Annotated in this window: 25 protein-coding genes and 4 pseudogenes; 7 read left to right on the plus strand and 22 right to left on the minus strand. The window is 30.9% G+C overall.

Annotated elements, in window-relative coordinates:
* Positions 1–31: 31 nt before the first annotated feature.
* From terL to MHB70_RS27540, 11 genes are all read right to left on the minus strand, one after another.
* On the minus strand, positions 32–1,279 hold the full coding sequence (gene terL / locus MHB70_RS27490; protein WP_230306532.1) for a phage terminase large subunit: 1,248 nt from the start codon (positions 1,277–1,279) through the stop codon (positions 32–34).
* Positions 1,280–1,468: 189 nt separating this feature from the next.
* Positions 1,469–1,960: a hypothetical protein gene (locus MHB70_RS27495; protein WP_000113634.1), complete on the minus strand. Its 492-nt coding sequence runs from the start codon at positions 1,958–1,960 to the stop codon at positions 1,469–1,471.
* Positions 1,961–1,977: 17 nt separating this feature from the next.
* A complete protein-coding gene (locus MHB70_RS27500; RefSeq protein WP_000892958.1) occupies positions 1,978–2,163 on the minus strand; it encodes a hypothetical protein in 186 nt (61 codons plus the stop codon).
* 233 nt (positions 2,164–2,396) lie between these two features.
* A complete protein-coding gene (locus MHB70_RS27505; RefSeq protein ID WP_001205172.1) occupies positions 2,397–2,897 on the minus strand; it encodes a sigma-70 family RNA polymerase sigma factor in 501 nt (166 codons plus the stop codon).
* Positions 2,898–3,168: 271 nt separating this feature from the next.
* Positions 3,169–3,549 (minus strand): ArpU family transcriptional regulator, encoded by a 381-nt coding sequence (locus tag MHB70_RS27510; RefSeq protein WP_061530322.1) that lies wholly within the window; start codon positions 3,547–3,549, stop codon positions 3,169–3,171.
* 63 nt (positions 3,550–3,612) lie between these two features.
* On the minus strand, positions 3,613–3,789 hold the full coding sequence (locus tag MHB70_RS27515; protein WP_080451889.1) for a Fur-regulated basic protein FbpA: 177 nt from the start codon (positions 3,787–3,789) through the stop codon (positions 3,613–3,615).
* Positions 3,770–4,408 carry a hypothetical protein gene (locus MHB70_RS27520; protein ID WP_061530321.1) on the minus strand — a complete coding sequence of 213 codons (639 nt, stop codon included), beginning with the start codon at positions 4,406–4,408 and terminating at the stop codon, positions 3,770–3,772. Before MHB70_RS27520 ends, MHB70_RS27515 begins: the two co-directional genes overlap by 20 nt.
* A 236-nt stretch (positions 4,409–4,644) precedes the next feature.
* The gene (locus MHB70_RS27525) at positions 4,645–5,427 is read right to left on the minus strand and encodes an ATP-binding protein (RefSeq protein ID WP_176548852.1); all 783 of its coding nucleotides are present in this window, start codon (positions 5,425–5,427) and stop codon (positions 4,645–4,647) included.
* Positions 5,411–6,175: a conserved phage C-terminal domain-containing protein gene (locus MHB70_RS27530; RefSeq protein ID WP_061530320.1), complete on the minus strand. Its 765-nt coding sequence runs from the start codon at positions 6,173–6,175 to the stop codon at positions 5,411–5,413. Before MHB70_RS27530 ends, MHB70_RS27525 begins: the two co-directional genes overlap by 17 nt.
* An 80-nt stretch (positions 6,176–6,255) precedes the next feature.
* On the minus strand, positions 6,256–6,540 hold the full coding sequence (locus tag MHB70_RS27535; RefSeq protein WP_061530319.1) for a hypothetical protein: 285 nt from the start codon (positions 6,538–6,540) through the stop codon (positions 6,256–6,258).
* 529 nt (positions 6,541–7,069) lie between these two features.
* Positions 7,070–7,270, minus strand: a complete 201-nt coding sequence (locus MHB70_RS27540) for a helix-turn-helix transcriptional regulator (protein ID WP_061530318.1) — start codon at positions 7,268–7,270, stop codon at positions 7,070–7,072.
* Between the two features lie 137 nt (positions 7,271–7,407).
* Here MHB70_RS27540 and MHB70_RS27545 point away from each other — a divergent pair, with 137 nt between their 5' ends.
* On the plus strand, positions 7,408–8,052 hold the full coding sequence (locus MHB70_RS27545; protein ID WP_000834515.1) for a LexA family protein: 645 nt from the start codon (positions 7,408–7,410) through the stop codon (positions 8,050–8,052).
* Between the two features lie 539 nt (positions 8,053–8,591).
* Here the strand turns inward: MHB70_RS27545 and MHB70_RS27550 are convergent.
* The 4 genes from MHB70_RS27550 to MHB70_RS27565 all read right to left on the minus strand — a co-directional run bounded on the left by MHB70_RS27550 (position 8,592) and on the right by MHB70_RS27565 (position 11,398).
* Positions 8,592–9,116: a nuclear transport factor 2 family protein gene (locus tag MHB70_RS27550; RefSeq protein ID WP_048566947.1), complete on the minus strand. Its 525-nt coding sequence runs from the start codon at positions 9,114–9,116 to the stop codon at positions 8,592–8,594.
* Positions 9,117–9,268: 152 nt separating this feature from the next.
* Positions 9,269–9,661 (minus strand): nuclear transport factor 2 family protein, encoded by a 393-nt coding sequence (locus MHB70_RS27555; RefSeq protein WP_061530316.1) that lies wholly within the window; start codon positions 9,659–9,661, stop codon positions 9,269–9,271.
* A 4-nt stretch (positions 9,662–9,665) separates the two neighbouring features.
* Positions 9,666–10,487: an MBL fold metallo-hydrolase gene (locus MHB70_RS27560; protein WP_061530315.1), complete on the minus strand. Its 822-nt coding sequence runs from the start codon at positions 10,485–10,487 to the stop codon at positions 9,666–9,668.
* Positions 10,488–10,777: 290 nt separating this feature from the next.
* Positions 10,778–11,398 (minus strand): DsbA family protein, encoded by a 621-nt coding sequence (locus MHB70_RS27565; protein WP_061530313.1) that lies wholly within the window; start codon positions 11,396–11,398, stop codon positions 10,778–10,780.
* A gap of 1,169 nt (positions 11,399–12,567) precedes the next feature.
* Here MHB70_RS27565 and MHB70_RS27570 point away from each other — a divergent pair.
* Positions 12,568–12,972: a DUF3221 domain-containing protein gene (locus MHB70_RS27570; RefSeq protein ID WP_061530312.1), complete on the plus strand. Its 405-nt coding sequence runs from the start codon at positions 12,568–12,570 to the stop codon at positions 12,970–12,972.
* A 201-nt stretch (positions 12,973–13,173) separates the two neighbouring features.
* Positions 13,174–13,278: pseudogene (locus MHB70_RS27575) on the plus strand (recombinase family protein); the annotation flags it as partial.
* 187 nt (positions 13,279–13,465) lie between these two features.
* Here the strand turns inward: MHB70_RS27575 and MHB70_RS27580 are convergent.
* Both MHB70_RS27580 and MHB70_RS27585 read right to left on the minus strand, forming a co-directional pair.
* On the minus strand, positions 13,466–13,594 hold the full coding sequence (locus MHB70_RS27580; protein WP_000737532.1) for a hypothetical protein: 129 nt from the start codon (positions 13,592–13,594) through the stop codon (positions 13,466–13,468).
* Positions 13,594–14,703 (minus strand): response regulator aspartate phosphatase, encoded by a 1,110-nt coding sequence (locus MHB70_RS27585; protein ID WP_061530311.1) that lies wholly within the window; start codon positions 14,701–14,703, stop codon positions 13,594–13,596. Before MHB70_RS27585 ends, MHB70_RS27580 begins: the two co-directional genes overlap by 1 nt.
* Before the next feature lie 427 nt (positions 14,704–15,130).
* Here MHB70_RS27585 and MHB70_RS31215 point away from each other — a divergent pair.
* Together MHB70_RS31215 and MHB70_RS27590 are read left to right on the plus strand one after the other, a co-directional pair.
* Positions 15,131–15,269, plus strand: a pseudogene (locus tag MHB70_RS31215) (BtrH N-terminal domain-containing protein); the annotation flags it as partial.
* A gap of 100 nt (positions 15,270–15,369) precedes the next feature.
* Positions 15,370–15,828: a hypothetical protein gene (locus MHB70_RS27590; protein ID WP_061530310.1), complete on the plus strand. Its 459-nt coding sequence runs from the start codon at positions 15,370–15,372 to the stop codon at positions 15,826–15,828.
* Between the two features lie 177 nt (positions 15,829–16,005).
* On the opposite strand, the pseudogene MHB70_RS27595 reads toward MHB70_RS27590, so the two are convergent.
* A pseudogene (locus MHB70_RS27595) lies at positions 16,006–16,298 on the minus strand (DUF3967 domain-containing protein); the annotation flags it as partial.
* A gap of 408 nt (positions 16,299–16,706) precedes the next feature.
* Here MHB70_RS27595 and MHB70_RS27600 point away from each other — a divergent pair.
* The gene (locus MHB70_RS27600) at positions 16,707–16,895 is read left to right on the plus strand and encodes a hypothetical protein (protein ID WP_061530452.1); all 189 of its coding nucleotides are present in this window, start codon (positions 16,707–16,709) and stop codon (positions 16,893–16,895) included.
* A 414-nt stretch (positions 16,896–17,309) separates the two neighbouring features.
* Here the strand turns inward: MHB70_RS27600 and MHB70_RS27605 are convergent, their stop codons facing one another.
* From MHB70_RS27605 to MHB70_RS27615, 3 genes are all read right to left on the minus strand, one after another.
* Positions 17,310–18,059 (minus strand): ADP-ribosyltransferase, encoded by a 750-nt coding sequence (locus tag MHB70_RS27605; protein ID WP_061530309.1) that lies wholly within the window; start codon positions 18,057–18,059, stop codon positions 17,310–17,312.
* A gap of 164 nt (positions 18,060–18,223) precedes the next feature.
* Positions 18,224–18,370, minus strand: coding sequence for a hypothetical protein (locus tag MHB70_RS27610; RefSeq protein WP_154698711.1), 147 nt, complete (start codon positions 18,368–18,370; stop codon positions 18,224–18,226).
* Positions 18,371–19,019: 649 nt separating this feature from the next.
* Complete coding sequence (locus MHB70_RS27615; protein ID WP_061530307.1) at positions 19,020–20,456, minus strand: IS4 family transposase; 1,437 nt, start codon at positions 20,454–20,456, stop codon at positions 19,020–19,022.
* 334 nt (positions 20,457–20,790) lie between these two features.
* On the opposite strand from MHB70_RS27615, the gene MHB70_RS27620 reads away from it, so the two are divergent.
* Positions 20,791–21,144, plus strand: coding sequence for an SdpI family protein (locus MHB70_RS27620; RefSeq protein ID WP_061530306.1), 354 nt, complete (start codon positions 20,791–20,793; stop codon positions 21,142–21,144).
* A 601-nt stretch (positions 21,145–21,745) separates the two neighbouring features.
* Here MHB70_RS27620 and MHB70_RS27625 read toward each other — a convergent pair.
* Positions 21,746–22,044: pseudogene (locus MHB70_RS27625) on the minus strand (DDE-type integrase/transposase/recombinase); the annotation flags it as partial.
* Positions 22,045–22,408 lie beyond the last annotated feature (364 nt).

The following is a 22,408-nucleotide window of genomic DNA, read 5'->3' on the forward strand; positions in this document are numbered from 1 at the left end:
AATATAAAAAAGCTGAACATGTAATGTTCAGCTAAACTCTTTTTATTTTTCCACCCATTATTTTTTTTTGCTTAGTAAAAAAGTATTCTAAGGCTTGTGACGTTGTATCTACTTGATCATTATGTTTACCAGATGGGAAAGAAGCTAATTCATCTACATAATCATATACCCAAGATTGTATTTTAGGATTAGGTATATATACATTTCCAGATTGAAATTCAGGGGATATCGCCTCAGCACGTGTTTCTTTTGAACCCTGTGGATTTATTGGAATGATTCCACTTATTTCATTCTTTAATGAACTAATAATGGCAGGGCCATTTGCTTTTTTTTCAACTAATTTCGGAATGGACTTTTTAAACCCAGAATTCCGAAGAATCGACTCATATTTATGATGAAAAACAACAAATGCTTTCTTTGTTTCTAGGAAATTCATTTGTGCCCTCACTTGATCAATTAAATATTTGTCTCCATCTACTTTTCCCCAAATCTGTCCAACCACAAATGAACTTTTATTTGTAGTGTTATCAAAAGCCATATCCCAGGAAGTAATAATTTGATCAAATTGTTCCCAATTTGGTAATACATCATAATATTGAAACCAGTTCCTTTTAAAAATATTCCCTATATCACTTGATGGTTTTTGTTGCCATAAAGATAACCATGAGCGTGCAGAGGAAAACTTCTTTTTATCTTCATAATAATTTTGGCCATAGTGTTCAACCCATAAGCCTCTTCCTATTATTCTGTTTAATGGATCATCCTTTGACTCTGCTATAGCAGGAATTGATAACACAGTCCATTTCTCCTGTTCTTTCTCTAACAATCTACCAGCTAAATCGTCCTCATGCCATCGCGTCAAAATTAGAATTACCTTTGCACCTTTTTGTAAACGTGTAGATAGAGTATCTTCCCATTCATCCCATAGTCGATTTCGGTATGTAATTGATTCGGCCTCTTGGCGATTTTTAATAGGGTCATCAATAATTAGTAAATCTGCTCCTTCCCCTGTAATCGAACCACCAACTCCTACAGACAACATTCCACCAGAGTGGTTATGTAGTGCCCAATCTGTTACTGAACCTTGTCGCTCATCAATTCTAATGTTAAATATTTCTTTACCAAACTCTTCAATCTTAGCACGATTTCTTCTACCAAACTTTTCAGCTAAACTTGATGCATAAGATACCTCTATAACTCTCTTATTTGGATACTTTCCTAAATACCAACTTGGCAATGTTTCTGTTATAGACTGTGATTTTGAATGCCTAGGTGGCATAAACACCATTAATCTATTAGTCGATAATTTCTCTTCAATTAAATCTTGGCAAATCTTTGTTATTAATTTTGTGTGTTTTGCATGTTTATAGAATCCCTTATGTGTATACTGAACATAGAAAGGGGTAGTTCACTTTTGCCAATTCTTTAAATGTATTTTCATCTATTAACTTATGCACATTCATCCGTGTCATGATTGTAATTCTCCTCCTTGAACTTTTTCAAATAATTTCATAGCTAAATCAAGCATTTCCTCATCACACCCAATTTTCATGGCCATTTTATTATGCTCTACTTTCATTTCTCCTGAATGATTTACGTTTGCTTGCAATTGATCTTTCCTTCCCCATTTAGTTGGGAATTTTCTTTCTAATCTCCATGCTGCTGCTTTCCAATTAGATTTTGCATGCTCCCCGATTGTCTCAACGTCTCTCGCCTCACTAAATGCTAATGCCTGATCAATTTCCATGACTAACTTCACATAAATCTTATCTTTTCTCGGTACTACTTCACCTGTCTTTTCACTCGTTTCAATTGCTCTACGCCCTTGTTTTAACCAAACATAAACTATACTTCTACTAATTCCAACTAACGCACATGCGGTTTCAATATAATTCCCTACTTTAATATATTGAGTCAACCTATTTATCAGCTCATCATTCAATTTCATTGGTCGCGCCACTAGCAGTCCCTCCCGTTTTAACTCATCATTTGTACTTCTTTTTCTAAACACTCAATACATATTGTTGTTATATTGTCGTCAACTACCTCACGAATAAACATTTGTTCACAATACTGAATTGTGATTGGAAATTTCAAAACCCACAAACATTTTTCAAGGCAAATTGAACATATTGGCATTGTATCTATATCTTGTTCTAACATCTAATCGCATCCTTCTGTAGTTTTTCATGTACTACTGCCTATTTTGTAGTAAATAAAAAGATGCCGTCATTTTTAAAATCTCTCATTTAATTTATAGATATCCTTTGGGTCATTCATTCTTTTTGCTAGTATCCATTCTTCATTTTTTATATTTCATTTAAACTTATTTTATTACTCTCTATTTATAGGTGGCACTATGGTGACAAGAATGTGTTTGTAAATAAGAAAAAGCCTTAACTACTTTCGCAGAAAAGACTTTTTCTTACTTGTTTAGCAATTTTTATTTCAGATCTATATAGAATCGTTTTAATTGTGCTTCTTGAAACATTCAAATATTTAGCAATTTTCTCTTGTGTAATGCCTCTTCCTCTTGACATGATATATATTTCTCTTTCATATTTTGTCAAAGTAGAGAGCGCATCTTCTAGTTTTATTCTCTCCCATTCTGAAATGACACTTTCCTTGTTTTCATCATCCCATTCATATGTTGTATCAGTACTACGAAAATATCTTTGCATTAACAAGGAATCATATGATTTTTCTCGTTGGTAAGCAGCTCTACGTTCTATTCCCCGGCGATTACCCGGCATCTTTGCATTCTTCATCCACTCCAAAGCATATGTGACATCACTAATCATACTCGTTAATATTTTAATTTCTTCCTCTTTTGCACTTGTTTTAGCACGCTCTAACTTACATAAAGTTTCCTTATATTGGATAATCAAATCTCGCATATACTATTCCCACCCTTATAACAAAGCAAAATTGTTAAAAATAGAGGCCATCTAAATCTACATTTAATTTCCATTTATTTTTTCTCACCAAAAACTAAAATTATTTTAAAAAAATCTTCCTTAATACTATTTATCATTGCTACTTTGTACTTATATGATATATGTATATAACGATTCGTTTTTATCTCTTTTTCATCATTTTTTTACATAAAAATAACCACCTGCTTGTTTACACAGGTGGTTATAATCCATATTAAAAACTTATTCATCATTAGTAATCTTTACGCTCCTCAACCTCAATCCCTAATGCATATGCATAGTTGTAAAAAGCAGTATTTCTTTTTCTATAATAATCTCCCTCGGATAAATTCAACTCTTTCATAACCTCATATCTATTAACTCGATTCTTTAACAAATATTTTTGAATAATTATTCTATCACTTTCAATATCTAGCTTTTCTAACCCTTTGTTCATCGCAATAATATAATTGATCCGCTCTTCTTTCGCATTTTCTTTTAATATATTTTCTGTTGAGAGTATCGTTCCATTAAGATAATTACACTTCATAAATAATCTGTATTTCTTTATAGCTTTCAGTACATTTTCTTTTGTAGCTTCTTTATTTAATACTGGTAATTCTATATTTAGCATGTGAAGCCCCTTTCCTATCATTTATCCTTAACCATAATTTAAATTTCATATATTAATTTGCTATTAAGGCTTACATTCTTTATGTATTATTTCATATATTGTATCGCTAACATTTATTTTCTTATCCTTATGATTTTTGATTAATTTTATTAACTCATCACTATTTAATTCGTACAATTGTTTATCCTTATATTTGTAAATTCCATTTTCAATAAGTTGATTAATTAAAAATAACTTCATCTTGCCACACCACCATATCTTCAACGAAAAATTGAATCTCAATATCTTTTGAATTATAATAACAAATTGCGCCCCCATTAATTGGAACACATCCTACTACAATTTGAGATTCATTTCCACTTTTTACAATAGCCACTTTATACAATTTATTATCTCTTTCAATTACATCACCGAGTCTAAACTCATCTATTTTACGCCCTTTGATAGCGAATAATTTTGCCCGTTCAAATAATAATTTTTCACTTTTTTCAGCTTTCCTAATTTTTAATTTCGTACGCTTTTCAAAATGACCATAATTATTAGAGAACTCCTCTCCATTAATCCAGAACCAACTACCATGCTTTATTTCTTTTTCATTTTCTTTACAATATTCAGCGATAAATTTTTCACTATTTTCATTTTCAATATACAATAGTTCTCCTTTTCGAATAGTCTCTCTACAATCTATAAATTCGTTCTCAAAAAAGAAATTAATTTGTTGATAGCTTTCTTTTTTACCTAAATAATCAGCAATCACTCTTTCACCTTCTATCTTCCAACACATCGGTGTCTCTTGTACTGTTGTAATCCAATTTGTTTTCATTCGTTTAATTGCTTCAAATCCTTTATATGTTCTCATTTTCAAGATGCCTCCATTTAATTATTTAAAACATATTAAATAAACTTAAAAACTGCTTTCAATGTACATACGTGTAATTTCTGATCAAATGCTCTTTCCATTCCTCATATTCTTTCTTAACTTCCTAATCACGTCACTTACTCGCTAATTAAAAGAACCAATTCATACAGTGCAAATTTCTTGAACAATATGCTTTTATCTGAATATATACTTCCTACACCATATATATTCTTTTCTTAAAAAGGTAATTTTCTCTTACGCTTATCTCTTGTTTTTTTAAATTCTACGTGTCGATATGTATTAAACATCCGAGATGTAACTCTTTCATCGTACGCTTTTATAATTGCCTCACCTGTTAAATTCGTTGTGATAATGGTTTTTTTCCCTTGTCGTCCATCAAATAGTTTAAATAACACACGATTTACAAATGCTGTTGCTTTTAAATCATTAATATCCATATCCCCTAGCTCTGCTCCTAGATCATCAATGACTAATAAATCCATAGAAATTAGCATATTTGTTATGCTATGCTCTGTTTCACATGATTGCGTATTAAATGTCGAACGTATGTAATCAAAGAGTTCTGAACTTGTAACATACATAACTTTATTCGAACTTTGTTCATTCATTTCATGCGCTATAGAGTATGCAATATGACTTTTTCCAGCTCCAACTTTACCCACGAGAATCAAATTAAATCGAATATCATTTAAATAGTCCGTAAGAGCCTTTTTAGCTAAAATTAAATTGTTTTCATCCTCTTCACACTCTGATATAAATGTCGAAAATCTAGCTAATTTAATAGTTTCATCTTTAATAAGACTATGATCGTAAAATATACTTTTACGTTTTCTTTCCTCTTTTTCATAACGAAAAACATTCATTTCTTTTTCTAACCTTCTATTTTCTTCTTCTAAACGACATACTGGACAAATCGTTTCACCCTGAATTTCCATCAATCTTACCATTCGCTTTCTCTCCTGCTTACATATCAGACATGTATCAGAAAGGAAGTTCATTCTCTTCGAAAGACTTTGTACTATATCTGTTACCTTTGTTAAAGCCATTTGATTTCACCATCTTTTTCTGTTGTAAATATCCCTCAAATTTAGTTCCAAATAAGGTTTCTGGTCTTAAATATTTTGCCTGTTCTGTATAAAGCCATTCTTTCGCCTTCGTCTCAATAACTTCTTTAAATTCATTTATATTAAATCCCTCTTGTAGCCTAGATTTAATTAACATTTGCGTCTTTTTAGTTGAAATACGATAACTTGTATTACATACACTGTTGAGATAATTAATTATCTCTACTATATCTTTTTGAGTGGTATTCTCTGAGTTAATCTTTTGTGTAGTCTCTGGTATTGGTTGAGACATATTATCATTTTCCATCATGACAATATGTTCTTTTCGTTGAGACAATTTGTCACAATCGTTATCTATTTCTAATTCAACTAGTCTGTTATAATTTATTGAATACCATTTTGTTTTATCAAACTTTAATTTGTTATAGTTACCACTTATCAATAAGTTAAACTCTTCAAGATTTTTAACAATACGTTTCAACGTTCTTTCATTCCAAAACGGGAATTGTTTATGCCAATTTGTAATGCTATTATAGACCCAATAACGATCATCATAATAATGTTTCGAACGCTTGAGCCAATAATGTATTTGTTGAAGAAAAATTGCCTCGTTCAACCCAATCTTACTTGCTAATCGAGGTAATACTAATAGTGGCTCATCCTGTATTAGCAAACTACTCATTTTATCTTCCTCCATAACTCTTTTCTTAAAATTGATATATTAAACTTCTCATATATTAAAGGTTTGATTCTCCAAAACTTTTAAATTTCCCAACCTATTAATATTTGTATAGCCTGATTAGCTTGCTTCCTTGTAAGATCACTCAGTGATTGAATTTTAAGTTTTTCTTTTAATTTATTTTTGATTTCTTCTTTTGATATTACTCCATCATATTTCAATGCTAATATATGCATTTTGGCATAAATCATTTTTAACTGTTTATTCGAAAGTTTTTCCGATTCAAAACAACTAGTATTACTAAATTCTTCATTTTCATTAGTACTCTTGCTGACATATCCTGGTTTTTTTGTCACTTTAAAAACCATGTTTAATCCTCCTCCCTACAATAGACTTTACTATAAGATTTATTTTTTAAGACGATAGTCTTTCTTTTCTTACACCTCATTCTCTATTAGCCAATTTAATAAAAATGCCTTCGTTTCTTTAGCCAGAAAACACCATTTCCCGCCCACTTTAAATTTTTAAAAACACAGATTAAAAAAAGAATTCTTTTTGAATAGTATTTCACGACATGTACGTTCTTTTTTTTAATTGGCTTGTATCCTAAAATACAAATTCTGCATCCACTTCTTTAAGCTTTTCTTCTAATTTTTCTAAATATAATCTTCTGATCGCTCTTTCACCTACTTGAATATTTAGCATTCTATATTTCACCTCAATTTTTATATACCAAATACACTTTAGCGTTTCATTTTTTGAATCTCTTTCCTTCTTTTCTAATTTAAAACCTATATATAAAGTACCTTTAATAGTAGGATTGTTAGATATTTTATTTAAAATAACCCCAAAAACATCCTATAATCCAGATATAAATACGTGCATTTTTGTCACAAATTATTTAAAAAAAAGATCAGGGAACAACTCTTCTATAGATTTCTCTAAATAGCACGATAGCATATGTGCCTCTTTCAGAGTAAATTCACTTTTATTATGTTCTTTTGCCCAATATGTACGTGGAGAAACATTAAGAAAATCAGCAACTTCTTCAATAGTTTTTCTCTTTAATTTTCTTTCTAAAAATATCACCTTGTGCATTTTTGTCACCTCTTTTCAAATTCAAATATAGTACTACGTGACAAAACAGTCAAGTATTTTTTTACCAAATAACGAAGAAAGTTGCATTTTTGTCACACCAATTATATAATCAATCAAGACGGAGGTGACAAAAAGTCATGAAATCATTCGGTTTAAAATTATCTCAATTGATGAAGAAAAATAATATGACAGACGAACAATTAGCTGAATTATTATCTGTTAGTAGAACTACTGTTTTACGGTGGAGAAATGGTGAAAGAAGCCCTAAAATGTCAAAAATATCACAAATCGCTAAGATGTTAAATGTCCCTGCAACCTACTTTATTGATGAAAATGAATCCTATTGTCCTGAAGATCACATAATTACCAAACGGGATATTCCCATTTATGGTACAATCGCAGCTGGTAAACCAATTGAAGCAATAGAAAATGTAATTGGTGATATACAGGTACCTGATATCATTTTAGATAAATACGGATTTGAAAAACTATTAGCACTTCGTATAAACGGAGACAGTATGAATAGAATTGTACATGATGGACATATAGCTGTACTTGAGAGGACAACAAATATAAATAATGGCGACATAGCCGCTGTACTCATCAACGGATATGACGCCACTTTAAAAAGAATTTACAAAACCAATAATAGAATTATCCTAGAACCAGATTCTTTTAATCCTAGTATACATCCATTAATGTTTGATTGTACAGATATAGAAAATTGTCCAGAAATAAAAGTAGTTGGAAAATACATTTGGAGTTGTGCACCAATTCAATAATATTTCATCAATGAATTAAGTTGTTTTTTAATAAATTTTAAAGTAAGGGGGGCTTTCTCCCCTTCTTTTTTATAGCAGGAATTTATCTTGGTTAGTTTCAGGAAATTTTGATTTTTTTTGGTGTTTTGTGGGTGAATTACTCTTCTTTCAAATAAAAATGTTTTTCCCACAACATAAAAAACCCTCAACACGTTTTGTGTCAAGGGTTTGTACCTCTGATTATAGAGACATATACTGTCCGCTTTCGCCTCTTAAACGTTCAATCATACTTAGTACTTCTTCAAAATCTATACTTGAATGCTTTTTCTTGCTCAATACAAAATACCTTTCTTACAAATTAATACGATAATCTAATATTAACATGGTGCAGTTTCAGGGGTAAGTTATCAGAAGACATATGAAGTAAGCATCTTACAAATTATAATAAATTGAATCTTGGTAAAACAAAAAGAGATGTCTTAGTAGTATACCTAGGACATCCCCTTCATTTTATAATATCTAGATTCTATACATCTCTAACAATTAAATATATCTTCTACTTAAAACATCGTATTATCATTAGCCGCTTCACTTGGAATCTCTTGAATTACATCCCAGTGTTCCACAATCTTTCCATCCTTGATACGAAATATATCCACTATAGCAACTCCCTTATCTTGAGAATTAGTACGAGAATGTACATGAAGAGCAACTGTATCTCCTTCAGCTACTACACGTTTGATCTCTGCAGAGGAATTAGGATTTTTAACAAAATCCTCCTTAAAGAAATCCATGAAGGCTTTTCGTCCATCAGCAACAAAAGGATTATGTTGTTTATAATCTTCACTTACATATTTAGGAATAATATCGATATTATGTTTATTAAAAACTTCATTATAGAAATCAACTACCATCTTTTTATTCTTTTCATTTTCTTTCACTTCTTTTGATACAGAAGCAACATTCTCGCTCTTTATTGAGTTACCTTTGTTATTACCGGTGGAAGCTTGAAATATCAAAGTCGACACAATTCCTAAAATAAACACAGAAATAATTATTACTATTAAATTTTTCTCTAATTTCATATATACCTACCTCTTCTAATCATATAAATTATATTCCATAACACGATTGAGAAGTAAAACCCTTCCCCAAAATGTAATGCCAGGGGTAATGTTAGGAAATTTCATTTATCCTAACACTCCCCCTATACACGGCATATTAGAAACGATTAACTCTAACTTAATACCTCATTAACAGTTGCACTGTCCACAATTTGAATAAACTTCTTAACCTTATCGTTCTCATCAAATTCATAAAGATGACAAAAATCTGCTATGAACGATTTCCCTGTAGCTGTATATGTTCCACTATATTTCCCATAAACGATAACAGTATTGTTATTAAATGCATAAATTTCATCTTTAGCGCTATAATTATCCCATTCCGTGCCAAGGCGTTCATGTACATTTTTCACTACTTCATCTGGACCTATATAAGTACCTGCATATGGAAACCCAGCAGCTTCTGTCCAAGATACATTTTCACTTAAATACGTTTTGAACGCGTCCAATTTACCTTCGCCAGTTAACACATACGTTTCATGTAATAGTTTTTGATATTTATTCATGGCATTAGCCCCAAGGCATTTCTTTTGTTACAACTTTTGCACTTAATTCTAATACACCTTTATTTGCATAACCTGGATATGCTGCTTCAAGTTTCGCTACAAAATCTTTTGAAGTTTTACTTTCCTCAGAAGCTTGAACCGCAGTTCTTAGGTAATCCATAGTTGCAGTAAGTGCCTGATTATTTAAAGATTTTTCAATTGATCCATGACTAGGTACAATTATGTCAGCATGTAATGCTTGTAATACTTTCAAGTTTTCAATCCATGCCTCCATTGCCGCTTTTGAGCTAGTATCCGCTAAAAATACATGTATTTCGTTAAATACATCAATACCACCAATTAATACTTTTAGCTCTTTATTAAATAAGCTAGTTCTGTAATGATCTAAACCTACTAGTTCAAATGTTAACCCTTGAAAATCAATAACTTTTTCTTTAAACACTTGAGGTAATACTACGTTACTTGGTGCGTTTTCTCCTAGGGCGTCTTTCCAAACTTTTAATTTACCTAAGACAGAATGAACAATATGTTCAACAGTAGACTCTGTAGCATACGCTATAGCTTCTGGGTAAGCAGCTTTAATACTTTCTAATCCAAAGTAATAATCAGGATCTCCATGAATAATAAAAATTTTATCTAAAGATAAGTCGTTTTTTTTCAAATACTCTACAATTTCTTTCGAATCAGACTGAGTAAATTTTGAGTTTATTAAAAATGTATGTCCCGCTTTCTCAACTAAGGTTGCAGTAACCATAAAGCTTTTTTCGTCTGAACTAAAAACCGTCAATTTCACATCTTTTTGATTTGTATCGATTGTCTTAAACATAGAATGTTATTCTCCCTTGTTAAAGTTATTAAATGGTTAACATATTCTTATCTTGTTCCGCCAGAAGTTCCCTCTTCCATTCACCTGAAAGTGTGATAGCACCATCAAATAGGACAGGGATGAATATCAGTTGGTGTAAGATAACATGGTTGCTACTATGGCCTATAATAAAATTAAAATTGGACTCTTTAAAAACCAAATTGAAACCAACTGTTATAAAAAGGTTTAAGCCCATTTACTTCAACTCTTTTTTAAAACGTTAAATGCTATATACTTTAGCTTAAAATTTTTTAATATAAACTTTTAAAACGCGCTTCGATTTTATCTGGTGTCATCACCCCACCACCAATAGGAATAATTTGATTGTCCTTTTGTAAAAGTAATGAAGGATAACTATTAACACCAAGTTGTCGAACTTTATTGAAATCATTTTGGACATCTATTATTGTTTCTTGAGCGTTTAAACGCTCTAGCACTTGTTCAGGATTCAAACCATGATCAATTGCAATCTTACGATATGTTTCAGGATCACTTAGACTTTTCCCCTCATAATAAAACGCTTTTTGCATAGCCGAAGTGAATTCTAACAAACGGTCTGGCGCTAATGAGCGTAATGCCGAAAAACCAATTGCAGCATCTTTCGAATTCATTTTAAAAGTACCTTCTTCCACCAATTTTTGATATAAAGGACCAAATTCTGCACCTGTAAGTTGATTAATTCTTTTATTTCCCTCTTCTATATATGAGAAGTTTTTCATTGGTAAATTATCTAAAAATAACCCTCCACATAAAACTGTTAATGGTACTTCAGTGTGGTTTTTGTAAAATCCTTTAATACTTTCTGAAAAGCCATAGCACCATCCACAATATGCGTCCCATACGTAAATAAGGTTATCTTGTTTCGTCTCCATTTAAATCTCCTACCTTTATTTTTATTATCCAGCTCAGCTAACTTTTTGGTTTATATAAGTACATCTTTTTATACCTTGTTCTTTTTGAGATACCTTACTATATTCCCCAAAAACTAATATTTCCAAAGAAAGATTAACCAAGGTTTTTAACAAAAGATAACGTTGCACATTATTGCCCAGTATTAGAAATTACTAAAGTTAGGATTATGCATTAATTTGAATGCATTAGTAACTTTCTACACCGGGTGGCAACGTGTGTATCACCATTCTTAATTAAATATATAAATCATATTTTTATTTTAAGCAGTTATTAGTTGTAACTAGATTGATTACACCTTTATGTAACCATTCTAGTTACAACTAATATAGAAGTCAATTCTTTTTTTCCGAAAACATTAAATTTCTACCCTAATGTTTCCAGAATTCTAACATTAAAAACTTTCTTCTTGTTCTTAAATCTTTCAAAAAACTTAGTAAAGCCCTTAAAAAATATATGCTACTGAGTTGATAAGAAGCTATGTTATCCATTACCCCTGTATTTTCTACAGGGTCTTTATTGATTAGTTTTATTTTTAAGTTGCTTATAACCAACAATAAATTCTTCAAAGAAAGACTTTTGTTACATTTTTTAAGTATTCCATGCCAAACATGATAGTTAACAACATGTAAATAGTGTTAACTATCTTAATTGAATATTAGTAATAGTAAGTCAAAACATTATCAATTTACTATATATTACATATGTGTAAAAATAATAACATAAGCTTTTTCAAATCTTTCACCTAATAAAGATTTGAAATTAGCACTTCATTACTCTCCTTACTGTTAATATGCCTAGAAAAAGAACCCCATAGGGTTCTTTTTCTGTTTATAACATAATATAAAATTTTATGTTATAAACAGAAAAAAGAAGAGGGATCTCTCTCCTCTTCACCAATAAAATTGAACATATTTAAAATTAAGGAAGGGTATACATTCATCAAGAGATGAAAGGAACAATAATAGTTCACCTAGTGAATTATAACATAAATTCATCCCTATTAATAGATAATATTAACATTTATGGAATACATGTGACATAAATGTTAAATATCTTAATATTAAAAGGCTTTATATGTATACAACTAGAAAGTGAATAGTGTAGGGATAAAATATAAGGGGGATCTATCATGTTTACAAACAATCAAAAATTAGTAACAACCGTAACAGCTTTAACATTAGGATGTGGATTTACTTTCGGATTAACACCGGCCTTTGCAGATTCAAATAATTCTTCTGGAAGCGCTACACCTGTTCACTCTATTCAAAATCAAGAGCAAGAACCTTTTACTGGATATGTTATCTCGGTAGACAAGAATTATTTAGTAGTTGCAGCTACTTCTACAAAAAATGAAGCACTTGCTTATCAAACTGATTGGTGGGAACTAGTTTCCCAGAATAAGATTCTAAGAGTTCCTGTTTCCAATGGAGAAGATTACACTTTAGGTGAAAAGTTAAACATATATGCAGCTGCATGGACTAAATCTCTACCACCAATCGCTGTTATGCCTACAATTGAAAAAGTATTTCAGTAGGTAATATTTCCGATAATAAATCTATCCCATTTAAAAAGAAGTCGTTATTCGACTCCTTTTTTCTTTTGACGTTTCCCAGAATTCTTTCCCCTCTTGTACATCTAATATTGGATAACCCGCTTTTTCCTCACCAGCTAAAGCAGTTTTCACCTTATACTCTCAATAACACTTATCAAAAATAATATATAAAGAGGGCTAAAAATGTGCTATGGATACTTTCTTGTAAGTGCACAAGAATAAAATCTAGATACACAGATTGAAGAGCTCATGAAATATAGCGTAGATGAAATTATTAAAGAAAAAATAAAGGTATGTGAAATTATTAAATTAAGTATAAACATAAATTTTTATTAAATGAAAAAGCCAAATGAACCCCACTATACATTTGGAACCCCTTTACAATTTTTACAAATATTGCTATAATTAGATAAACCAAAGCATTACCCCATTAAGAAAGGGACTCCATAATTGGAGTCCCTTTCTTAATTAGCTATTAAAAATGATCAGCATGTGAGTATTGTATAATTTCTTCCTTTTTTAGAGCATGTTGTGTATCACCTGTATTGTTACTAAATGATAATGCTATCACTAATCCTAACGCCGCTAATACAAGCTTCTTCATTATTTTAACACCCCTTTGCTTAGTAATTTTTGTTTCGCTTCGTAACATACATCGAAATAATCACTAACTTTTTCATGCTCATTCAATTTGCGGAATCGAACCGCTAATACTTCTGCATATTCTTCTACGAAATCCCATAAATCCTGCTTTTCGAAGTAAGAAATACTTTTTTCCACTTCTTCTTCTAAGAGTTCAATTGCTTCATCTTCATTAAGAGAACGTAAAATATTGAAATGATATACATACTCTTCATTTCCTAATTCTATACAAACTGCTAATCCTTTTTCAATAAGTTCTTTTGCAATATTTGTTTCTCTTAGCTTATAGTGTTCACGTGCTTTTAAGAACAATGCTTTAAAATGGGCAGGATTCTTCTCTGTCACTTCTGATAAATGACGAATCGCTAATGTAGATAAGTTTTGAGTTGCATATAATAATCCTAAATTATGCCTTACTACTAAAATCAATTTTTCTACATTATGTTTTTGCAAAAGGTCAATGGAACGATTCAAATGTTCTTCCGCTTTTTCAAATTGCTTTAAGAATATACAAGCTGTTCCTAGTGTGTTTTCGCAAGAAGCAACTTTCACCTCATATCCAGCATGCCTTTCAAAGATTTCTTTCGCTTTATTTGCGTATTCAATAGATATTAGCATACTAGACATATGATGATTTAACACCGCATATTTTTGATAAAACTCTGCATGCTCTAATTCGTCAGAAATATGTTCTAATAGGCTCTCAGCTTCTTCATATTGCCTTCTGGCTTCATTATAGTTACTAAACATTAAAGCATGTTCTGCTTTAAAAGAATGATAGTAATAAGCTGTGAGTGTATCTGTCGATTCATCAATTGTATCAATAGCTTCAAAACTATCTTTTCGAATACTCACTCGATCAGTTAGCATTCTATATTTTAGGTCTAGTAAAGAATAATATAATAATAAATTTTGATTTTCTTTTTCTTCTGCATGTTTAATCTGTTCAATTTTTTCATCTATTTCTTTCTTTAATTCAGTTGCTTTTATAATTTGCTGCGACAACATCATTTGATAAAAATCATTAAGTTGTTGCATAACTGCTTCATGCATTAAAATATTTGTGCTCATATCACTACGTCCTCCTCAACTACTCCTATTTACCTAAATATTACCATAATTCTTTAGATTACATAATAGTTCAACCTGCAATCGTAAATTGATAAAATAATAACAGAATATTCTAAATTAAAGGTAGGATTGGCTGACAAATGGTTACTGTAAAAAAAATAAAAAACTTGTGATATTGCTTGTATCATATTTGATCTTATATATGGTTATGTTACAAATTTTTCTAAGTTAATATAATATAAACTCTAGAAAAAATGAATAAAGATCACTACAGATGAGTTATCTTTAATCCATACAATAATTATAAGGATTCCAATAATTCACATTATTATTAATGAAAAATATTTAAATATTCCATTTTTTCTAACGGTATATTATACTGTTATTTGCTAAGGGTTCATTTTGGTATTTCATGGTAACTATTCGATTTTTCGGACGAAATAAAGATAGAAAAGTCCTAATTGAAGTCCAACAATGCGTAGAAGATATATATATTAGAAAAGGAATTTTGGGAGATCTTATCCTATATAACTAATACATATAGTGTTGTAGCTTTAAATCAATAAATTTGTAGATAAGCTAGTTAATAGATTATTGAATTTAATCTTTTGGAGTAGTTAAATAAAAATTACATTCTAATTTTAAAATTATTAGGTGGTGCTGGTAATGTTTGAGCATTTTTTAATTAAAGCTTTATTGAGTATTTTCTTAATTAGCCTAATCGTGTTAATCAGTGTGATATGGACTAAAATAGAAAAAATTCTGGACGATACTGTATTTAAAAATGTTTCTAAAAAAACCAAATATGTAATAACCATGATAATTGTTATGGTAGGAGAATTTGTTCTCATAGTCGTTACTTCATTAAATTGGAGAGCTTCAATTATTGACACACTCTTTTTTGGTAGTATTATTTTGTTCTGCTGCATATGGTTAATACCTTATTTTGTTAATCAACAACAAAACGTCGCTAAAGTTATGGATAAGCACTTTAGTGGAGGGGTAGATTTAGGTGAAATTCAAGTCCATCGTACAAAACTTTCTGCATTTAATTTAGGAAGTATTGTATTTTCTATAGTGGGAATTATTATACCTATTTGTTATTACTTTAAATACTTCTTATAACAGTTTATTGGTTCTGTTGCAAATTTTTTTTAGATACAGTAATAGATGAGATTACAGATATTTATGTAGAAACAACTTAGATGTATAAGACAATCCATTTGAGCGAAAACAGTAAAATACCCTAAAAAAAGAGAACCTATAAGATCTCTTTTACTTGTATGAATTAAAAAATGATACTCATTTCCAATTCATCCACCAAGACTTCTTCTTCAACTTGGTTGCCGCTATTTCTTCCTGGGCTAATACAATAGTATGCTTTGCATCTTGAATCTCTCTGACCATCTTTATAAGATTATCATCTCTTAGTTATAACCTCTTTTCTATCCTTTCTTCACGTTCTTTCCGTTCTTTCCGCTCTTTCATATCTTCTCTTATTAATTTATTTCTTTAATATCCTCTTCTATTAATTCGTTTCTTAGATTTATACGATCACCGAGTCTCTTTTCCATTTCTAATAGGTTCGCTTGCTGTCCGAACTGCTGTTAAATCAATAATAGTTGTATGGTTTATAAAAGAAGCTAAGGATTATGCTTATCAAGCTAATACTTTGAGGTATTCCTAAAACAAAGGTTCCATATCACTACAACCATTATTTATGAAAATTCAGGTCATTTTTTTTAGTTTTGGCGAACAATGAATTTCTTAGTTTGATAATCATGTCGTGCTACCCCATAATGTACGTTGATATAATCTTATTTTTGTCTATATTCAATAACATAGAGTATTTAGAACTGTTTAAGGTTGTTTTCGTAAAGATCGTTGCTCTTTTATAAATTTTAATAATGTATAGTATAATAGAAATAAGTAATAAAAAAAGAGATTGAAAAAATCCTATTTGACACATATTAACCATTAAGAAAGGGATGAACACGATGACAATGACGAAAATATCTTATAGTGGTTTAAAATATAAAGAAAATGATGTCGAAATAAATTTATTGGTGGATATACAAAATGATTGGTTTGAGGTAACACATACCAAGGAAGTGTCTCAAGTAATGAATAAATCAACAGGTGAATATATCATAGTAAATCGAAACAGCTTAAAATGTGAGGCTGTTTCATAATAAGAAGAAACTATGAAACACCTAAATTGTATGCAACTGACTATAACAGTTGCATTTTTTGTGCATTTCTAACCATCTTAGCAGTAGCATAATCTGCCTAAATATAGGCTATTACAAATTTAGTTGTAAATGTTTTTAAAAACAAAAGTAAACTTTTAGCCAAAAGTTTACTTTCATTTTATTTCAATCACTGTGTTTATAACATTTCTTCGTATATCGAATAAATCTCCGAAAAAGTATACATTCTAAACAATGTTATTTCCTTTGTCTCATAAATACCATTTTTCAGAAGAGGTACCAGTCCAATTTGTTTGTCTCAAAGTCTCGTTATTGCAAACTCCAAAATTACGAACACCATCATTCTAATATTTAGAATGATAATCAGCATTAATCCCTACAGGTTTTCCACTATTTTTAGATAGTAGCATCAACTAGTACATAATTGCTATTACCATTTTTAACATATGAAATATCATTCACTTTATAGGTCGTATTTCTCGGCAGCAACATCTCCATTTCCCATGGATAAGCGCTTAACGGAGCAATATATGCGCCATGGCTTCCTTTAGGTACCGTTAGACGAATTAAAATTGGTCTCCCATTAAAGCTTTCTGAAGGATCTTTAAGAATAGATGTGCTCATATACGTGTAATCAGTTTTATATTCCCACAATAATTTGTTTTTAAATTCAGAAAATTCTTGTTCATTTATTTTATTATCTTTTATGAGCGTGCCTTCCGTTAAGCCAAACGAGCTTTCCTTGCTCCTACGATATACCACTATGTCATCAGGTACACTGGAAGAACTAAATGCTCGATCTAAATGCTTGATTTTTTGTTCCATTTTTATATCTTTTCCTGTTAATTGCCCCTTATTTTCCAGAAGATACGTATTTAAATGATGATAGCCTGTCTCCATATATGACTTGAACTCTTCTATCTCTGTACTACTAACGTTTGGAATCCACTGATGATAGAATTTTTCTCCCCATGCATCTGCAAGAGGTTTATTGGCCAAACTATTAAAATCTAAGGGCTTTTGGATATTTTTTTGTACGACCGACTCTGTATCCGCATGAACTGTTGAAGTTAAAAATGCTGTACTTCCAGTAACCATTGTACTGAGTGCTAAGACAACTGGTAAAAAATTTTTCTTGATTTTCATATGTATCCTCCTTATTTATACACTTAAGAGCAGCCAAATTTCTTAAAGTGATGGATAGTATCTGTGTGGCAGTTCGAGTTCAGTCAGGTGATATTATCAGCATCCCGCCTTTGGCCATCCATGGTTATAATCTTTGCTCCTCTTGTTGTATCTTGTAAATAATACTAATTGATGGCCTGTGTAACAGAGAGTTCTCTTATCTCCCTTAATAATCCTTTTCCTATTCCCTTTGCTGGTTTACCTATCACTTCTTTATCAATTATTTTTTTCTCCTGACTTTGAGGAGAGTTTGCATGTGCAACCTCTGCCATTACTTCTCCCAAATTTGTTCCCAGAATACCAACAGTCATTGTGAGTGCTAATTTTTTTACAAAATGAACACATCCTTTTTCAGAATATTAACCATCATGAAATTTTATTTGGAAAAACAGGTATTCTTATACGCCGATTACGTATTAAAAAATCCATAGGGGGTATACAACTCATTCTAGATACTATTTATTAAATAAAATGAAAGTTAAAATAAAGATTTTATAAAAATTTCGCTGGATAGGAATACACCTCCAGAATTATTCCACGCAAAAACTAAACCAGATCGTCTGCTGTTCCAAACTACATAAGCTTGCTTATATTCAAACGTCCATTCAGCATTTAACTGATTGCTATAACTCCATATAGGGTAGCAACCCAACACTATCAGGCAAATATTTTAGAGTATCCCAAAAACGAAAATTTTCTTTCTCTACAAGTAGTTACTTTGAGAAGTCAGCTCATTTTTTTCGTTTTAGGGCGTTTATTTTTCTTAAGTTGATGGGCATGGGGTCACCATATCATGCCCATCAACTTAAGAGTGTAAACAAACTGAAATTTCGTTCAGCTGGTTTAAAACATTCTTAAAATAGAAGTATATTCTTAAAAATACGCATACTAAATAACCCCTAACGGGTTTCACTTTTTTAATTATGCAACCTTCTTTTGTTTTCTCAATCCATTATATTCATAGACAACACCCATGATATCAAAGACAGTCTTCTTCTCGTATCTGTGAGATTTTCGTCCATTCTTCTGTAGAAGATCGAACAGTCGGATTAAAATCTTTGCTATTTCCTGGGTGCCTTTCTGTATGGCTTGATACAAAAGAGATAAATGATCTTGAATCATACCAATCGCTTTATATTCACTTAACTCCTTTTTCTTCTTTTGTAAAAGAAGTTGGCGCATTTTAAACATTGTAGAGGAACATAGGAAAATAGCGATTAGCTTTCCATATAATTGGCACTCCAACCGTTCCTGTTTTACATGACGATGATGGTCTATTTTGAAGAGTGATTTCCACGTTTTAAAGATAATCTCTATTTGCCAACGTAAAGTATATAATTCATGTACCTGTTCCATCGGAACCCATTCCCAAGGTGTATTCGTCACGTACACGTTTAACCCAGCTACCAATTTACTTTTCTCTGAGTATGTTCTATTTTTAGACTTTTCTTTTTTCGCAATCTTTGCTCGTCGTTTTTGAAGTTGCTTTTCTGTTAATCGATTAAAAATAACACGTGCAAATAGTTGCTGTTTATCACCGATATAAGCATGTTTTAATTCAAATATTTCTCCAGGCTGTAGTTGTTTCAAAATCTGTTTCACATCGATTTGTATGTATTCCGATTGTTTCTTAATGGCACCATTCTTAAAGTATTCTGGAGCTGGATTTTTCACATATACATTCGTATTTAATTTTAAACGAGAAATATAGTATGTACCTCGTTGATCCATTTGATCTAAGTCTTCTAATGAAAAATAACCCAAATCACGAATACATAAATCTCCTGGTCGTAAAGTATTTAAGCACTCCGTGCCAAATGTTTTGTCATTATTTTTTCCTAGTCCAACTTGAAAGTTAAGAAATTCTCCACTGTGCAGGTCATATTCTAATTGAATTTTAATTCCAGCTGCTTGGGCACATCCTCCAGAGCCTGGATATACATTCTTTAAAGCATTTGGCACTTGAAATACGGTGGCATCTAGGATACGGATTCGTTGGAAATAAGAAAAGAGACGGTTAGAAATTTGCGTTTGTTCACATACCTTTTGTTGTAATAGTAAAGAAAAAATATGTTTTAAAAACAAAACTGCTTTCACATTTAAACGTTTATTTAAGCCCTCAGGGCTGAGTAAAGTACCTGTAGCTGCATGAAGCCTACTACATAATCGGACTAAGGGATCACTTGCCACCCGTTGACTAATCCAAATACAAATATTAGCTAAATCTGAGCCAGAAAACTTACGTTGTCGCTTTATAAATCCGATTTCTCTTGCAAGTTCTTCTAAAAATACAGGTTTAACATATCGCTGTAATTCTTTCGCAAATGCTTGTAGCTCATCTTGAATCGAGAGATTCATAAGAAAACGTCATCCTTTCTAATCTAGCTTGTTTAGAAAGAATAACGTTTTTTGGTACTTAAGAGTATTAAAATTTTTTAAGTTTATGGGCATGGAACTAAAAAAAGATTAATCAAAATGGATTCCTCACTTTTGGGATGAACTTTCCCCCTTTTATAAAAAAGTTGGATTAAAAATCCCTTGGAATTCTTTAATTGAAAGAAGCAAAGTAACAAACATCGTATCTTTATTTTAAAGCCACAAATAGTGATTTTATAAGTGTTAAAATGCCGTCACAAAACACCATTAAAATGGTATAATTGGTTTATAATAACATTTTATGGAGGTGATTAAAATGATATACAGTCTTGTGAATATAGGAGTAAGTCTGTTAATTGGGATTATCTTTATATCAACTTCATTACTATTGAAAAAAAGACCACCAACAGATATTAATGCAATATATGGCTATCGAACAACTAGGTCTATGAAAAACATGAAACTTTGGGAAGCTGGAAATAGGTATAGCGCTGAAATCATGACACAAAATGGATTTATAATTATTATACTAGGAAGTATTATCAGCCTATTTTTAAATAACCCTTCCACTGCAATACTTTTAATTATGGGATCTATGCTATTACTAATAATCAGTATGATTATTAGAGTGGAGAATAAGCTAAAAAAACTGGAAGAACCATGTAGCTAAAATTTTTGTATGGAGTATTTGTGAATCTTTATAAAAAAGTTCGATTAAAAATACTTTGCAAACTTATATTGTACGATAAAAAAACGAATCTATTTTGAAATATGATTCGTTTTTTTGAATAGGCATTAGAAAGAAATATATTTTTTTTGTACTTAGGGGTAGTGAAAATTCTTAAGTTGATGGGCATGGGTCACCATATCATTTCGGGAAAATTGTACGTTCAGACACAATTTGGACACAAAATAACCGATTCCCTGTACATTAAGGAATCGGTTATTTTTTACTGTTTAATGATTGTGATTTTGTCTCTTTCTAGTCCCAAAATAATACCTATACCGTCAATGGAAAATTTAAGGTCCTTACGTTTGAACTTATTCATCTCGTATTTCATCCCACTTTTAAGCGACTTCTTCCATTGAATAGAAGCGGTAAAAGGATAAAAAGACTAATCAATGTGATTATCATGAAAAAGACTACTGCAACAAGATTTATTATTAGTGGAAGTAAGTAAACTATAAATGATATACACGAACCGTATAGAAAAATTCCTATTCCTAAAATATAACGTCTCACACGAGCTTTATTCATTGCATAACGTTTGCTTGTCTGTTGTGAGAACCGTTGGTTCTCCAAAATGTTTTACTAACCTTTTCATAAACATATAGGCGGCTTGATAATCCCTTGTTTTACGGAGTTGGATATCCACTGTTCGATCAATCGCACGATAAAGATAACACCACTCTCCTTTGAGTTTTATGTAGGTCTCATCTACATGCCATACGGAATGTGCGGATTTATTTTTCTTCTTCCAAATTTGATAAATAAAATCACCATATTCATGAACCCAACGGCCACCAAAATAATATCCTTTCTAAATTGTTTTCCTTTATAGCATCTCATGTACCATTTGCCTCTTCTCAATTTTCTTACAGTTTAGCTTAGCTCAAAAAACTTTGCAACAGAACCACATTGCATATTTATTTTAGTTTTGCAACACCACATGTTTACTTATGGAAGGGGGGGACAATCAGAATTGTTCCTGATGTATCTATTCGAGAAAGCGCTTTAGATTTATGCGCTGAAGGGTTTATGATGATGGTCATGTATGGTGAGGCATTATATAGGATAATTTATCACCTCAAGCTTGAATGGAAACATAAATTCGGAAGTAAATTAATAATCAATTATTTAGTAGTAATATCGTACAAACTTATTGTAAAATCTTTTTAAGAATAGATTAATTTATATAGTAACACTTAAGGAG

Source organism: Bacillus sp. FSL M7-1020 (assembly GCF_038050415.1).
Taxonomy (GTDB): Bacteria; Bacillota; Bacilli; order Bacillales; family Bacillaceae_G; genus Bacillus_A; species Bacillus_A toyonensis.